Origin of the sequence: Glycomyces terrestris (assembly GCF_003933745.1) — a bacterium.
Classification (GTDB): Bacteria; Actinomycetota; Actinomycetes; order Mycobacteriales; family Micromonosporaceae; genus Glycomyces; species Glycomyces terrestris.
In genome coordinates this window covers 150218-162318 of sequence record NZ_RSEB01000002.1, presented here as the reverse complement: position 1 = coordinate 162318, position 12101 = coordinate 150218, and the positions used below count along the sequence as shown (strand labels likewise).

The window sequence follows — 12101 nt, the reverse complement described above, 5'->3', positions numbered from 1 at the left end:
GGTGGCTCAGTGGATGCTTTGGGATGCCGTCGCGGTCACAGGTTGCCGCGCTTGGCCTGCTCCTTCTCGAGGGCCTCGAAGAGGGCCTTGAAGTTGCCCTTGCCGAAGCTGAGCGAGCCGTGCCGCTCGATGATCTCGTAGAACATCGTGGGCCGGTCCTGCTGCGGCTTGGTGAAGATCTGGAGCATATAGCCGTCCTCGTCGCGGTCGACCAGCACTCGCCGCCGCTGGAGCTCCTCGATCGGGACGCGCACGGTGCCGATGCGCTCGCGCAGCTCCGGGTCCTCGTAGTAGGCGTCCGGGGCCTCCAGGAACTCGACGCCGCGCTCGCGCATGGCGTCGACGGCCGCGAGGATGTCGCCCGTGGCGAGCGCGATGTGCTGGACGCCGGGGCCGCCGTAGAACTCGAGGTACTCGTCGATCTGGGACTTCTTCCGGCCCGCGGCCGGCTCGTTGATCGGGAACTTGATCTTGCGGGTGCCGTTCGCGACGACCTTGCTCATGAGCGCCGAATATTCGGTCGCGATCGCGTCGTCGACGAACTCGACGATGTTCGTGAAGCCCATGACCCGCTCGTAGTACTCGACCCATTCGCGCATCCGGCCGAGCTCGACGTTGCCGACGACGTGGTCGATGGCCTGGAAGTAGCGCTTCTCGGGCGGGGCGGTCATCGGCTCGGCCGCGACGAACCCGGGCAGGAACGGGCCGTCGTAGCCGGAGCGGTCCACGAGGACGTTCCGGGTCTCGCCGTAGGTGCCGATGACGGCGCGGCGGACGGTGCCGTGCTCGTCGGTCAGGTCGTGGGGCTCCTCGACCGCGATGGCGCCCTGCGCGATCGCGTGCGCGTAGTTGCGGTCGACGTCGGGCACCTCGAGGGCGACCTCGACGACGCCGTCGCCGTGCCGCGCGACGTGCTTGGTGGCCTCGGCGTCGGCGGTGACGCCGCCGGCGAGGACGAACACGACGCCGCCGGACTTGAGCGCGTACTCGGCGTGCTCGCGGAAGCCCTGCTCCGGGCCGCGGTAGGCGACGAGCGTCATGCCGAACGCGGTCGAGTAGTAGTGGGCGGCCTGGCGCGCGTTGCCGACGAAGAAGCGCACGTGGTCCCAGCCCTTGATCGGGAAGGCGTCCTCGCGGATGTCGTGCTCGACCGCGCCGACCAGGCCCGGCGCGTCGTCGGGGCCCTCCAGGACGGCGTCGGCGGAGCGGCTGGCGGTGTCGACCATGGCGGCCTCCTTGACTCGCGCGGTCCGGCGGGGCTTGTGGCCCTGATCATGATCCATTCTCGCGCACTGGGCAAGCAGTACCGGAAAGGTTGCGCAACTTGCGCAGATGTGCCAGTTGGACACCGCATACACTGGGCGGTATGACCAGTGGAACGGGCGTCGACGGCCTCGACGCCAGGCTCATCGAGCTCTTGGAGGCGGAGCCGCGCATCGGGGTCCTCGAATGCGCCCGGCGGCTCGGCGTCGCGCGCGGGACCGTGCAGGCGCGGCTCGACAAGCTCATCGCGCGCGGCGTCGTGCGCGACTTCGGGCCCCGCGTCGACCCGGCGGCCCTCGGGTACCCCGTGACCGCGTTCGTGACCCTGGAGCTGCGGCAGGCCGTCGGGCACCAGCCGATGGCGCAGCGGCTCGCGCGCATCCCCGAGGTGCTGGAGGCGCACACGGTCACCGGCGCCGGCGACATGCTGTGCCGCATCGTGGCGCGCACGAACGCCGAGCTCCAGGGCGTCATCGACCGGGTCCTCGCGAGCGAGGGCGTCCTGCGGGCCACCACGGTGATCGCGCTCGCCGAGCAGATCCCGCACCGCACCCTGCCGCTGGTCAAGGAGGCCGCGGGAGGCTGAAGCCCGGGCTAGGCGCCGGTCCTGCGGGCGATCACGGTGATCTCGTGCCGGTTGTGGCGGAGCTGGCGGGCGTGCAGGACCTCGTACGGTCCCGCCAGCGAGGCCAGGCACGCCTGGATCGTCGTGAGCACGTCCCGGCTGCCGGTCTTGAGCGTGACGATCGCGAGCGCACCGGGCGCGAGGTGCTCGGCGGCGCGGACCATGAGGTCGCAGCTCAGCTTCGGATCCATGCGCATGTCGTTGACCGCGACGTCGAAGACGGTGCGGTTGCTGCGCAGGAACCGCCCGGCGGTGAGCTTCAGGTGCTTGACCTGCGGGTCGCGAGCGACCCGCTCGTCCAGGTCGCCCGGGTCGACGGCCCACACGTGCATGCGGCGCTGGCGCAGGATCCGGGTCCAGCCGCCGGGCGCGGCGCCGAAGTCGACCGCCTTGCCGCCGGCGGGAAGGTCGAGGCCGAACTCGCGCAGGGCCTCCTCGAGTTTGAACTCGGCGCGCGAGATCTGGTCGCGGGACTTCGACAGGCGCACGCCGCCGCCGGGCCAGTCGCTGAGGCTGTCGCGGGTCTCATTGAGGCCCAGCAGGATCCCGTTCGGCGTCAGGCAGCAGGAGAGCACGTGGTCGCGCCCGGACTTGGCGACCGAGAACCCGGCCTCCTCGAGTTCGCCGGCGATCGCCCCGAACAGCGCCGCGGGCCCGAACCCGTAGTCCGAGCGCCCGCTCGCCCACACCTGGACGGCGAGGCCGCCCTCGATGCCGGCTTCGCGGACCTCCGCGAGCGCGGCCTCGGCGACCTGGTCGATCCCGGTGCCCGCGCCGAGCATCGCCGCCTGGACGGTGATGTGGCGCGGGAAGACCAGCGGCGCGGCGATGCACCGGTCGGCGACCTCCTGGGCGGTGAGCCCGGGCGCGGTGATCACGGCCGTCTCGGGAGCGATCTGCTCGACCTTCGCCTCAGGGCCGAAGTCGAGCTCGAGTTCCCGGATCGCCAGCGGAAGTGACTCTTCAGCCGCCGAAACGACAACTCGCTGCTCATCGAACACGCCGCACATCCTTCCACACGGCCGCCGCCGGCGGTCACGCGAACGGCGGGCGGGTGACCGGTCAGTGCGGGGCGGGCAGGATCGTGCCGGTCACCTCGCCCAGGCCGATGACCGAGCCGTCCGGGCCCGGCGCGGTCGCCTCCAGCACGACGGTGTCGCCGTCCTCGAGGAACGCGCGGGACTCGCCGTCGCCGACCGTGACGGGCTCCTTCCCGCCCCAGGTGAGCTCCAGGAACGAGCCGCGCTCGTCGGCGGCCGCGCCGGAGACGGTGCCGGAGGCGAACAGGTCGCCGGTGCGCAGCGAGGCGCCGTTGACGGTCAGGTGCGCGAGCATCTGCGCCGGCGTCCAGTACATGCCCTTGAACGGCGGCCGCGAGACCTGGGTGCCGTTCCAGCGCACCGACATCGACAGGTCGTAGCCGAAGCGCTCGGTCTCCTGGAGGTAGCCGAGCGGCGCCGGGTCCTGGACGGGGGCCTCGGCCTTCGCGGCGGCGAGCGCGTCGAGGGGCGTCACCCAGTGGCCGATCGAGGTCGCGAAGGACTTGCCGAGGAACGGGCCGAGCGGCACGTACTCCCACGCCTGGATGTCGCGCGCGGACCAGTCGTTGACGAGGACCGCGCCGAAGACGTGCTCGGCGAAGTCGTCGGGGTTCACGGGCGTGCCGAGGTCGGTGCCGACGCCGACGACGAAGCCGACCTCGGCCTCGATGTCGAGGCGGGCGCTGGGCCCGAACTCGACGGGCCCGTCGGGGGTCTTGCGCTGGCCGCGGGGGCGCACGACCGGGGTCCCGGAGGGGACGACGGTGCCGGCGCGGCCGTGGTAGCCGACAGGGAGGTGCTTCCAGTTGGGCAGCAGCGGTTCGGCGTCGGGCCGGAAGAGGCGGCCGAGGTTCGCGGCGTGGTGCTCGGAGGCGTAGAAGTCGACGTAGTCGGCGACGTGGAACGGCAGGTGCAGGTGCGCCCGGTCGACGGGGGTGAGGAGCGTCGCGGACTGGTCCTGGTGGCGGCGGTCCGACAGGAGCTCGGTGAGCTGGTGGCGGACCAGGCGCCACGCGGGCGGGCCCATCGCCATGAAGGCGTTCAGGGCGTGCTCGTGGAACGCGGGCCGGATCCACGGCAGGAAGAACGTGCCGGTCGCGAGCGCGCGCAGGTCGAGGATCTGGTCGCCGATGCGGACCCCGATGCGCGGGGCCGGGTCCTTGCGGGTCGAGAAGACCCCGTACGGGAGGTGGGCGAGGCCGAACGGGCCGGGGTCGGCGCCCTCGACCCAGCTGGTGGCGGTCATGCGTCGTCCCCTCTGGTCAGGAGCCGCAGGTCCAGGAGGTCCTGGAGCGGTTCGTCGATGCTGCACGAGCCGAAGCCGGTCCACAGGGCGCGCGGGCGGCCCAGGAGCCGCTTCGCGCGGGCGGCGAGGTCGGCGGCGTCCTCGGAGGCGAGGATCGCGGCGGTCTCGTCGACGCCGGCCCCGTTCGCGGCGGCGTCGGCGGCGACCAGGACGTTCACGAAGCCGTGGTGGGCGAAGCCGGTCGCCGGGTCGGTGCGTCGGACCGCGCGGTGCAGGCCCGCGGTGAGCTTGAACTGGAGGCCGCGGCGCCGGCATCCGCAGATCGCGGCGGCGAGCGTCTCGGGCGGCGGGAAGAACTCGGCGGCGGGGCCTCCGGTGCGGAACTTGGGCGTGAACCCGGTGGGGCGGACGGCGTCGAGGGCGTCCTCGCCGAAGGGGATCTCCGCGAACACGGGCTTGCCGGCGAGGTGTTCGGCGAGGTGGTCGAGGGCGTGCCGCGACTCGTAGTGGACGACCGCGACCTGCGGCGCGAGGGCGGCGACGGCGTCGGCGAGCGCTTCGAGCTCGCCGTCCACGACGACGCCGATGCGGAGCGGGCCGCGCCCGGCGAGCGCGGAGCCGGGGCCGAGGTCGCCGAGGCGGCTCTGCGGGACCAGGAGCGGGCCGATGAGGGGCTCGAACCAGGACTGGCGGTAGCCGCGGTGGGCGGGCACGGCGGCTTCGAGGGGCGCGTTCCCCGGCGGGAACGGCGCGGCGTCGTCGATCAGGCCCCGCAGCATCGCGGGGAGCGGTCCGGCCATGCCCCGAGCCTAGGGGTTCGGCGCGCGCCGGTCCAGCGGTCCGCGCACGCGGTGCGCGTTCGCGCCGGGAGGTGCGCGGAGCGGTCGAAATCGGACGGCGCGAGGGTTATCCTCAGGGTGCGGGGGCGCCGCCGCGGCCTCCGCGGGAACCGACGAAGGAGTCGCCGTGCCGTTCTACCGTTCGGTCGGGCAGATCCCCGACAAGCGACACACGCAGTTCCGGCAGGCCGACGGGAGCCTGTACTCCGAGGAGCTCATGGGCCAGGAGGGCTTCTCCTCGGACTCCTCGCTCCTGTACCACCGCTTCCGGCCCACCGCGATCAGCGCCAGCACCGAGCACCGGCCCGAGCGGGCCGAACCGGTCCCGAACCACCCGCTCAAGCCGCGGCACTTCCGCACCCACAAGCTCGACGCCGCCGGCGACGCGGTCCTCGGGCGCGAGCACCTGCTGTCCAATGCGGACGTGCGGATCTCGTACTCGGTGGCCGACCGGCCCTCGCCCTTGTACCGCAACGCGATCGGCGACGAGTGCGTCTACGTCGAGTCCGGTGCGGCGCACGTGGAGACCTCGTTCGGGGCCCTCGACATCGGGCAGGGCGACTACCTGATCATGCCGATGTCCACGATCTACCGCATCGTCCCGGTCGGCGAGGAGCCGCTGCGCACGCTCGTGGTCGAGTCGACCGGGCACATCACGCCGCCCAAGCGCTACCTGTCGGTGCGCGGCCAGTTCCTGGAGCACTCGCCGTACTGCGAGCGCGACCTGCGCAGCCCGGCCGAGCCGCTGCTCGTCGACGGCGAGGACGTCGACGTGTACGTGCAGCACCGCGGCCGCGGCTCGCAGACGCTGTGGACGCGGTTCACGTACGCGCACCACCCGTTCGACGTGGTCGGCTGGGACGGGTGCCTGTACCCGTGGGTGTTCTCGATCCACGACTTCGAGCCCATCACCGGTCGCATCCACCAGCCGCCGCCGGCGCACCAGGTGTTCCAGGGCCCGAACTTCGTGATCTGCAACTTCGTGCCCCGCAAGGTCGACTACCACCCGGACGCGATCCCGGTGCCCTACAACCACCACAACGTCGACTCCGACGAGGTGATGTTCTACTGCGGCGGCAACTACGAGGCCCGCCGCGGCTCCGGCATCGAGCAGGGCTCGATCTCCCTGCACCCGTCCGGCTTCACACACGGGCCGCAGCCGGGCGCACCGGAACGCTCGATCGGCGCCGACTTCTTCGACGAGCTCGCGGTCATGGTCGACACCTTCCGCCCCCTGGAACTGTGCGCGCCGGCCCTCGACGTCGAGGACACCAACTACGCCTGGACCTGGAACCGCGACCCGGGCCTGTAGTCGCGCCGCCCCCGGTGACGGGGCCGCCTCACGCGGCGGTCCCGTTTCCCGTTCGCGCGCACGGGCGGCGACGCTCAGGCTCGTCCGCTACCGGCCCTCATTCACCGCCGGCAGTCCCGAAGCCCATGTGGGCGAAGCGATCCTGGACGCCGCGGGCCGTCCCGCGTTCCTTCAGTCCTTCCGCCTCTCCGAGACCCAGACCCGCCGCGCCCGCCTCCTCGAAGCCCTCGCCGCCAACGACTGGCACCTCGACCGGACCGCCGAGGCCCTCCACTTGACGCGCCCGGCCCTGGTGGCCCTCCTCCACAACTCCGCCCTCACGTGGATGCTCCGCCAGGACGTCGCCGACCGGAACCTGGCCGCCCACCGCCGCGGTCAGTAGGACTTCAGGCGCTGCACGAGATCGGCGTTGTCGAGGTCGATGACGGGCCGCCATTCGGCGGCGTGGACCTCCTCGGCGCGGGGGTTGAGTTCGCCGCTCGCGCAGCGGAAGAGGTAGCGCACGTCGTAGTGGTCGTGGGCGCCTTCGCCTCTGCGGGGGTTGGCGGGGATCGGGTGGACGTCGATGTGGATCGGGGCCGGGTCCAGCAGCTCCAGGTCAGCGGGGCGCAGGCCGGTCTCCTCGACCGCTTCGCGCAGGGCCGCGCCCGGCAGCGTCTCGTCGTCCGGTTCGAGGTGGCCGCCGGGCTGGAACCAGCGGTCGAGGGCGCGGTGGTGGATGAGGAGCACCGCGCCGGCGGCGTCGAGGACGATCGCGGAGGCGGTCACGTGGCCGGGCATCGTCGCCCGCTCGAACCCGGCGGCGGAGTCGAGCGCCAGGAGCGGGCCGACGTCCCCTTCGGACTCCGGGTAGCGGTCGAGGTAGGCGGCGAGCTGCTCGTGCAGGTGGGCGATGGCAATGGGCACCGGCACATTCTGCCAGCGCGGCCGCGGGGTGGGGTGGGCCCCCGGTCGGAGAGGGGCGCCAGCATGATTCCGGGCAACCGCTTCCGCTTCCTACGTTGAGGGTTCAGGAAACCCCCTCTCCGGAAGGCGTACGACATGACACCGCTCAGCACCATGGCGGCCGGGCTCCTGGCCGCCGCCGCGCTCGCGCTGGCGCCGCCCGCGCCGGCCGCGGCGCAGTCGCCGGCCCTGGTCGAGACGGAGGTGACGTTCCGCAGCGGCGACCGCGAGATCGGCGCGACCCTGATCGCTCCCGAAGGGGCCCAAGGGCTCCCGGGCGTGGTCCTGGTGGCCGGCGCCGGGCCGGGGCCCGACCGGGACCGGCACCGGGCGAACGCGGAGGCGTTCGCCGAAGCGGGGATCGTCGCGATGATCTACGACAAGCGCGGCCCCGCGGACGGCTACTCGCAGTTCGACGGCTCGATCGAGGACCTGGCCGACGACGCGAACGCCGCCGTCGAGGCTTTGCGCGAGCGGCCCGAAGCGGACCCCGCCCTCGTCGGGTTGCACGGGCACAGCGAAGGCGCGTGGACGGTGATCGAGGCGTCGGCGCGCTCCGACGCGGCGGCGTTCGTGATCGCCTCCGGCGGCAGCGCGCTCACCCCCGAGGACACCCAGGGGTGGATGAACCGCAGCGAACTGGCGCGCCAGGGCGTGAGCGACCGGCTCGCCGCACGGCTCGGCGAGCGCTTCATCGCGGCGCTCGTCGCCGACGGCCTGTTCCGCCTCGCCGGCTACGACCCGCTCCCGCCGCTCGCCGAACTCGACCGGCCGTTCCTCGGCGTCTTCGCCGAGTTCGACCTGAACACCCCGGCCGGCCCGACAATGGAGCGCTACCGGGACGCCCTCGACGCGGGCGGCAACCCGAACTACGCGCTGCGGCTGATCCCGGGCGTCGACCACCGCATGGTGCCGACCGTCGACGGCACCAAGCCCGAAGGCTACGACCGCAACGCGATCGACCGCAGCCCCGGCGGCTACGTCGACACCGTCACGACCTGGATCCACGGCCTCGCCGCGGGCGCGTCCGCGATCACGGTCGACCCGATCCCGGCCACGGCCGTCGAACCGACCCCGGTGCCGTCCCCGCCCTGGTTCGGCACGGCGAACGCCCTGCTCGTCTCCCTGGGCCTGTTCACGATCCTGTTCCTCGCCTACCCCGCCGCAGCCCTCATCCGCCGCCTCCGGGGCCGCGAACCGCTCGCCGCCACCTGGTCCTCCCGCACCGTCGCCACGATCGGCCTGCTCCTCCCCCTCCTGACGACCGCCTACATCAGCTGGACCCTCATGACCGGAGCCCAAGCCCTCCTCGGCCCGGTCATCGCCGGCCGCCCCCTGCCCTGGCTGCTCCTCCAAGCCGCCGCAGCAACGCTGGCCCTCGCCGCGATCGCCCTCACCATCCACCTCTACCGCCGCCGCACCCGAATCACCCCCAGCGCAAAACTCCGCTTCACCACCCTCCTCGCCGGAGCCGCCCTCCTACTCCCCTGGAGCGCCTACTGGGGCCTGGCAGCCTGACCCGCTCCTCAGGACCGGGCGGGGCTCGCTCGCTGCGCGGCTTCGGGCGAGCCCCTCGTCTAGAGAACACCTTCGGCGTTGCAACCGGCCTGGTTGCAACGCCGAACCGCACCCTGTCACCGGTCGGATGAGACCTCCGCTGCGAGTGCGTTCAGGCCGTCCTTGGCTCGCTGCAGTACCAGCGGGTGCCCGCTCTGGCGGGCGAGCCCCAGCGCCAGTTGGTGGTGCTGGAGTGCCTCCTCCAATCGGCCGTCAGCCCTGAGGGTCAGGGCGAGGTCGTTCAGGATGATGAGTTCGCTGTCGAGAACGGCGAACTCGCGGGCCATGGACAAGGCCTCGAAATGCCGTTCCGTTGCGAGTTCGAATTCCTCCTGATCTCGATGGGCGTTTGCGATGTCGTTGATTACTCCCGGAACCTGGCTGCGATTGTTCATCGCGGTGAACACCTGCCTGCTGAACTCGAACGACTTCAAGGCTGCGCCAGGGTCACCGGACCTGAGACGCAGGAGCCCGAACCTGTAGTTGACGACCGCTTCGAAGTACGGTGACTCACCGGCCCTGTACATGTCGAGGGCGATAGTGAGCTGCTCTTCTGCTTCCTCGTACCGCCCGAGCTCGAGAAGGGCCTTGCCCGTCAGATTGCGGATCCGCGCAATCTCAGAGGCGAGGCCGGTCTTGAGGATCAACCTCAGTGCGCGCTCCAAGCACTCGAGGCCGTCTTCGAAGCGGCCTGTCCAGCTGTAGTAGGCGCCGAGGTTGGCGAGACACGCCGCCTCGAGCGCGATGTCACCGGCTTCGCGGGCGAGCTGGATGGCCTGCCGGGATCCTTCGATGGCCTGCTCGTACCGGGCCGTGCGCACCTGCACCACGCTGAGGTACTCAAAGGCCCTGCCCCGCTGCACCGGATGAGGCACGCGGATGGCGGCGGACTGCAGTCGCTCGTTGTGATACAGGTTGCCGCACATGTCGAGATACCTGAAGATCGTGAACGCCATTCGACTGGTGTGGTGGAACTGGTCGTGGTCGGCTGCCCACAGTGCGGCGGCGAGCAAGTTCACCCGCTCAGCATTCAGCCAGGAGAGCGCCGCTTCCTGGCTTCCGAACTCCGGCACCGGGCCCGCGAACTGCGGGGGATCGGGACGCAGCGCCTGCTCCATCGGGTGGAACACGTCCATCGCGCGTGAGGCGGCGGCGGCATGGAAGTCCAGGAGGCGTTCCACCGCACTGCCGCGCTCAGTCGAAGCGAGTTCCTCCTCGGCGAGCTCGTGCGCGTAGGACCGGAGCAGGTCGTGCATCGCATAGCGGCTTCCTTGGGCCCGCGACAGCAGATGGGCGCGAATCAGGACTTCCGACAACTCCCGGGCCTCGTCCATGGTGGTGCCCCAGAGCGCCGCCAGCCCGAAGAGGTCCAGCACGTTGATCGGGAAGAGGCCGATGAGCACGAACGCGCGCCGCACCTCGGCGCTCAGGTTGCGGAGCGACCAGGAGAACACCGCCCGGAGATCGGTATGCGGATCGTCGCCGATCGCGAGCGAGTCGAGTTCGCTCCGCCCGCGCCGCAGATCCTCCACGAGTGCGGAGATCGAGGCGTCAGGACGGGTGATCGCGATCGTGGCGGCGATGCGCAGCGCGAGTGCGTGGTGTCCGCAGGATTCGGCCATCTCCTCGGATGCCGCGCGGTCGTCCCCCACACGGCCGCCGATGAGTCCACCGAGAAGATTCACCGAATCCTCTCGCCGCAGCACGTCCAGCGAGAGGCTGACCCCGCCGTATCGGGCCGTGAAGCTGTCGAGCCGGTCGCGACTGGTGATGACGACGGCGCAGGTCGCCGAGCCTGGGAGGAGTTCCCGGATCTGTTCATTCGAGGAGGCGTTGTCCAGCACGAGGAGCATCCGCCGCCCGTAGATCAGACTGCGATAGCGGGCCGCACGCTCCGAGAGCCGCTGGGGCAGTTCGTTGTCAGAGAGCCCGAAGCTATCGAGAAGCTGCGCCAGCGCGTCCATGGGGTCGAGGGGCCGCTCGGGACTGTAACCGTGCAGGTCGATATAGAGCTCGCCGTCGGTGAACCGGTCCCGAACCCGGTGGGCCCAGTGCACTGCGAGACCGGTCTTGCCCACGCCACCCGGCCCGCTGATCACCGCGTTGGCGAAGCTCGGGCCGTTCAAGCTCGTGTCGAGGATGCGATCGAGCACCTGCAGTTCGCGTTCGCGGCCGGTGAACGCAGTGACATCCATGGGAAGTTGCCGCGGCACCGGTATCGGCGATCGGAGGGGCGAAGCCTGCACTGTCATGGAGCCCTCACCGACCACGTACTGACTCGCGCTTCCGTCGGCTCTCAAGCGGGAGAGGAGAACGGAATCTCCAGGATCACGGCTCCCTGACTCGAAGTCGTTCATCTGGCACCCGTCCCGGTGGTGGTCGACGACGCGGAGACGGCTCGTTCTGCGATGCCGCCAATGGTGAGTCCGCCGTTCCCGACGATGATCTGCACGGCGTTCCCGGATGCCTGAACGTCCCTGATGAGAACACCGGCATTGGAATCCGAGCGCGCACTGCCGTGCCGTTCGAGAAATGACGCCAGCTCGCGCGCGGCCTCGGGATCGTCCTCCAGTGCGCCTATGACCCGCGCCTGCCACAGTCCTGCGAAATAAGCCGGACTCTTCGGGGCCGACCGGCCGTCAGACAAGTTCGCGACCGCCTCGCGAAGTTCGTCGAGTTCGCGCTCAAGCCGGGTCCTGCGCAGCGGGTTCGACCGGCTGAGCAGCCTTGGAACTCGGTCTCGGAGTACCGACCAGAGATCGGTCGTGGCATTCGATATCAGCAGCGACGCTGCGTCTTCAGCAAGTTTCTCAATTTCCAACGGAGTCCTCGCAGTATCGGTGAAGCGGGGTTCGATCAGCAAAGCCAGTTCAAAAGACGCAATGCAGAGATGGGGGATCGAATTTTCCCTTTTGAGAATCGAACGAGTTCAGGCAGATGCGTGCCTTGCCTCCCACGGCGATCGAGATATTATCCCGCTCCTGCAACCCTCGCTCCATCAATTGTCGGATCCCCGACAAGGCAGCGTCACCGATGTTTCGGAACCAGCCTACTGAGATGGACGCGGCAAGCCTGAAGAACTGCCATGATCACGGATTTGCTCCTTCAACGCGGCGGACGAGCCCCGAGTACCGGCCCCCGCGCTCCCGATCGGGCTATCGCCACGTTCGAGTGACATTCACGTCTGCCGCGTCATGCGCGTTCCGAAAGCCGGTCTCTCCAGTAATCGAACCGAGTCTCGTTCCCGAAAGGGAAATCAAATGGCGACTGCCGT

Annotated in this window: 11 protein-coding genes; 4 read left to right on the top strand and 7 right to left on the bottom strand. The window is 70.6% G+C overall.

Annotated features, from left to right (window positions below):
- Nucleotides 1-35: 35 nt before the first annotated feature.
- Nucleotides 36-1226 carry a 4-hydroxyphenylpyruvate dioxygenase gene (hppD, locus tag EIW28_RS06270; protein ID WP_125246878.1) on the bottom strand — a complete coding sequence of 397 codons (1191 nt, stop codon included), beginning with the start codon at nt 1224-1226 and terminating at the stop codon, nt 36-38.
- Nucleotides 1227-1366: 140 nt separating this feature from the next.
- On the opposite strand from hppD, the gene EIW28_RS06265 reads away from it, so the two are divergent.
- Nucleotides 1367-1849, top strand: coding sequence for an Lrp/AsnC family transcriptional regulator (locus EIW28_RS06265; RefSeq protein WP_125246877.1), 483 nt, complete (start codon nt 1367-1369; stop codon nt 1847-1849).
- An 8-nt stretch (nt 1850-1857) separates the two neighbouring features.
- Here EIW28_RS06265 and EIW28_RS06260 read toward each other — a convergent pair whose 3' ends face one another.
- The 3 genes from EIW28_RS06260 to EIW28_RS06250 form a co-directional block, all read right to left on the bottom strand.
- A complete protein-coding gene (locus tag EIW28_RS06260; RefSeq protein ID WP_197717121.1) occupies nt 1858-2889 on the bottom strand; it encodes an SAM-dependent methyltransferase in 1032 nt (343 codons plus the stop codon).
- 61 nt (nt 2890-2950) lie between these two features.
- The gene (gene fahA / locus EIW28_RS06255; RefSeq protein WP_125246875.1) at nt 2951-4174 is read right to left on the bottom strand and encodes a fumarylacetoacetase; all 1224 of its coding nucleotides are present in this window, start codon (nt 4172-4174) and stop codon (nt 2951-2953) included.
- Nucleotides 4171-4974 (bottom strand): hypothetical protein, encoded by an 804-nt coding sequence (locus EIW28_RS06250; RefSeq protein WP_125246874.1) that lies wholly within the window; start codon nt 4972-4974, stop codon nt 4171-4173. The genes fahA and EIW28_RS06250 overlap by 4 nt, the downstream gene beginning before the upstream one ends.
- A gap of 166 nt (nt 4975-5140) precedes the next feature.
- Between EIW28_RS06250 and EIW28_RS06245 the strand changes: the two genes are divergently transcribed.
- Both EIW28_RS06245 and EIW28_RS06240 read left to right on the top strand, forming a co-directional pair.
- The gene (locus EIW28_RS06245; RefSeq protein WP_125246873.1) at nt 5141-6325 is read left to right on the top strand and encodes a homogentisate 1,2-dioxygenase; all 1185 of its coding nucleotides are present in this window, start codon (nt 5141-5143) and stop codon (nt 6323-6325) included.
- Between the two features lie 127 nt (nt 6326-6452).
- The gene (locus EIW28_RS06240; protein ID WP_125246872.1) at nt 6453-6707 is read left to right on the top strand and encodes a hypothetical protein; all 255 of its coding nucleotides are present in this window, start codon (nt 6453-6455) and stop codon (nt 6705-6707) included.
- On the opposite strand, the gene EIW28_RS06235 is transcribed toward EIW28_RS06240, so the two are convergent.
- Nucleotides 6701-7231 carry an NUDIX hydrolase gene (locus tag EIW28_RS06235; protein ID WP_197717120.1) on the bottom strand — a complete coding sequence of 177 codons (531 nt, stop codon included), beginning with the start codon at nt 7229-7231 and terminating at the stop codon, nt 6701-6703. The genes EIW28_RS06240 and EIW28_RS06235 overlap by 7 nt on opposite strands.
- 135 nt (nt 7232-7366) lie before the next feature.
- On the opposite strand from EIW28_RS06235, the gene EIW28_RS06230 reads away from it, so the two are divergent.
- Nucleotides 7367-8788 carry an alpha/beta hydrolase family protein gene (locus EIW28_RS06230; protein ID WP_125246871.1) on the top strand — a complete coding sequence of 474 codons (1422 nt, stop codon included), beginning with the start codon at nt 7367-7369 and terminating at the stop codon, nt 8786-8788.
- A 116-nt stretch (nt 8789-8904) separates the two neighbouring features.
- On the opposite strand, the gene EIW28_RS06225 is transcribed toward EIW28_RS06230, so the two are convergent.
- On the bottom strand, nt 8905-11022 hold the full coding sequence (locus EIW28_RS06225) for an ATP-binding protein (RefSeq protein WP_158630304.1): 2118 nt from the start codon (nt 11020-11022) through the stop codon (nt 8905-8907).
- Between the two features lie 158 nt (nt 11023-11180).
- On the bottom strand, nt 11181-11690 hold the full coding sequence (locus EIW28_RS06220) for a hypothetical protein (RefSeq protein WP_125246869.1): 510 nt from the start codon (nt 11688-11690) through the stop codon (nt 11181-11183).
- Nucleotides 11691-12101 lie beyond the last annotated feature (411 nt).

Coding starts and splice junctions, on each gene's coding strand:
- hppD (WP_125246878.1), bottom strand. CDS start 1,226: ATGGTCGACACCGCCAGCCGCTCCGCCGACGCCGTCCTGGAGGGCCCC.
- EIW28_RS06265 (WP_125246877.1), top strand. CDS start 1,367: ATGACCAGTGGAACGGGCGTCGACGGCCTCGACGCCAGGCTCATCGAG.
- fahA (WP_125246875.1), bottom strand. CDS start 4,174: ATGACCGCCACCAGCTGGGTCGAGGGCGCCGACCCCGGCCCGTTCGGC.
- EIW28_RS06250 (WP_125246874.1), bottom strand. CDS start 4,974: ATGGCCGGACCGCTCCCCGCGATGCTGCGGGGCCTGATCGACGACGCC.
- EIW28_RS06230 (WP_125246871.1), top strand. CDS start 7,367: ATGACACCGCTCAGCACCATGGCGGCCGGGCTCCTGGCCGCCGCCGCG.
- EIW28_RS06225 (WP_158630304.1), bottom strand. CDS start 11,022: ATGGATGTCACTGCGTTCACCGGCCGCGAACGCGAACTGCAGGTGCTC.